Origin of the sequence: Nitratidesulfovibrio oxamicus (assembly GCF_015731765.1) — a bacterium.
In the GTDB taxonomy this organism is placed as follows: domain Bacteria; phylum Desulfobacterota; class Desulfovibrionia; order Desulfovibrionales; family Desulfovibrionaceae; genus Cupidesulfovibrio; species Cupidesulfovibrio oxamicus.
Genome location: NZ_VRYY01000392.1, coordinates 1 through 2,400, shown reverse-complemented (window position 1 = coordinate 2,400; position 2,400 = coordinate 1). Strand labels below are relative to the sequence as shown.

Sequence of the window (2,400 nt, the reverse complement as noted above, 5' to 3'; positions counted from 1 at the left end):
ACGCCCCGGCTTCCTCGGCGTTGCGCTGCTGCGCCGTCGTCGCCGTGGCGCACCGCGCCTTGCCTTCGGGACCGCCGCCGCGTTTCGCCATCGCAGGCGACCTCCTTGCCCCGCCCGGTGCGCGGGCGGAAGGTGTGTCGGGAGTGAAAGGCGGAAGATAGCGGCGAGTTGAAAGCGTGCCCTTCGCAATGGCTCATTTCGTACACGGAACACAAGCAAGCGCCCGGATACTTCACGTATCCGGGCGCTTGCTTGTGTGTGCCGTGTGCCGTGGCGCTGCTCGTTATCCCGTCCTACCCGGCCCGTCCCTCGCGCACGGCGGCGGCGAAGGTTTCGAGATCGTTGGGCTGCCCGGGGGTGTGGTCTTCCGGGTAGAGCAGGGCGGACATGTAGAACACGGAATCGATGCGCAGGGCGTTGGATGCGCTGGAGGCAAAGCGCGACAACCGGTCGGCGATGGCGTCGCGTTCATGTCCTTCGAACTGGGGCAGCAGGTCGCGGGCGCGGTCAGGCAGCGAGGTCAGCAGTTGCGCCTTGCGGCGCATCAGGTCGCGGTAGGCGTCCTGGTCCTCGTTCCGGTGCAGCGCCTGTTCGGCCTCGCGTTCGATGTCGCGTACGGTGGCGGCCATTTGATCAAGCCACTGTCCAAGGGCTTCGCGTCCCTTGCGGGCGTCGGGTTCGGTGGCGGGCATGGATGGCACCTCCTGTTATGGCCTTAGTACCCTTGTGCGGCCCGGGGCGCAAGCGTTGCGTCCCGCGCGACGGGCTGCGCGCATTGGGCTGGAACGGGCGGCTGGATCGCGGAGGGGGCCGCGAACCGGATTGCAAAGGGGCGGGACGTCGTGCGCCCCGCCCCCCGCATGTGTGGCTGTCTTGGCTGATGGAAACACGCAGGGGTGGAGCCCCGGCGGCGTGCCGCGCGGCCTAGCGCCGCAGTTCCAGCCGCACGCCCCTGCCCAACGGGCCGCCCAAAGTACCGCCGGACGTGCCGCCGGACATCTGCGAATCGTGCGCATCGCGCCGGTAGGATGCGCTCTTGAAAAAGTCGCATTTGGCGCAGTTGCCGATCTTCTTGGCAAAGGTTTCCTGTACCGTGCCGCCGCAGAAGGTGCCGGTAACCCCGGCACAACTGAAGCCGTGCTCGGGCCAGGCGGGACAGATGCCCATTTCCCTTTCCTTGGGGCCGCCCTTTTCGCGTCCGCACTTCTTGAATTCCCAGCAGGGCAGGGCCTTGCCCCTCATGGCGGCTTCGGTCGCGTCGGCTTCGTCGGTCGCGGAAATGCGCGCAACGGTGCGCGAAAGGTCGCTGGAACGCCCGGCCAGGCTGAAGATGTCCTGCGCGGCGTGGTTCATCATGTCCATGGTGCGCCCGGCAATGCCGGTAATGGCCTCCACAGCGCGGTTGATCTCGGCGGATGTGGCCGACTGCTGCTCTGCGGCGGTGGCGATGGACTGCACCTGAATGCTGGTGTTGTCGGTAAGGGCAAGGATTTCCGACAGCGCAGCGCCGGAATCCTGTGCGCGGCGGGCGGCCTCGTTGACGGCGGCGCGGGCTCCGTCCATCTCGCGGGCGGCGGCGCGCGAGCTTTGCTGGATGCCGGTGATCACCTCGCTCACCTCGCGGGTGGCGTTCATGGTCTTTTCGGCCAGCTTGCGCACTTCGTCGGCCACCACGGCGAATCCGCGCCCGGCGTCACCGGCGCGGGCAGCCTCGATGGCGGCGTTCAGCGCCAGCAGGTTTGTCTGGTCGGCGATGTCGGAAATCACGTTCATCACCTGACCGATGTTGCCCGCCTGCGCATCCAGCGCGCCCACGCGTTCGGCCAACTGGCCGATGACCTGCTCCACGCCGTCGATGTGCGCCACCAGTTCGTTCACCTGGCGGGCGCCGTCCACGCTGCGGCGGCGGGTCTCGGCGGCCTGGTCGGCGGCCTGGGACGCATTGCGGGCCACTTCCATGACCGTGGCGTTCATCTGTTCCATGGCGGTGGCGGTTTCCGCCGTGCGCTCCTGCTGGCTGCCCGCGCCCGCGTTGGCTTCCTGGATCAGGGTGGCCAGGTCTTCCGCGGCGCGGGTCACCTCTCCTGCCGCCGACAGGGAATCGGCGGCAAAGCGTTCGATGCGCGACGAGGTGCTGGCCAGGGAGCACTGCGCGGCGCGCAGCCGGGTCATGTCGCGCAGCAGCACGAAGCTGCCGTGGGCGCGGCCCGCCGTGTCGGTGATGGGCCGGGCGGACACCGCAAGGTGGATCAGGCAGGATGCGCCGGAGGCCGGGCCGTTGCCCGGTACTCCGCAGACCAGGGGAATGGCCAGTTCTCCCGTGGCTGCCCGGCCCTCGCGGAGGTTGCGCAAGAGTCCCGCGGCGGCGCTGTCCGTGGGTGCGGGGCGCAGGCCCACGGC

2 protein-coding genes are annotated in these 2,400 nt (G+C 69.0%); both read right to left on the bottom strand.

Going from position 1 to position 2,400, the window contains the following annotated elements:
• Window positions 1-293 precede the first annotated feature (293 nt).
• Window positions 294-692: a hypothetical protein gene (locus FVW20_RS12730; RefSeq protein WP_196609912.1), complete on the bottom strand. Its 399-nt coding sequence runs from the start codon at window positions 690-692 to the stop codon at window positions 294-296.
• Between the two features lie 232 nt (window positions 693-924).
• Window positions 925-2,400, bottom strand: a 1,476-nt coding sequence (locus FVW20_RS12725; protein ID WP_196609911.1) for a methyl-accepting chemotaxis protein, incomplete at its 5' end; no start/stop codon positions are given.

Coding starts and splice junctions, on each gene's coding strand:
- FVW20_RS12730 (WP_196609912.1), bottom strand. CDS start 692: ATGCCCGCCACCGAACCCGACGCCCGCAAGGGACGCGAAGCCCTTGGA.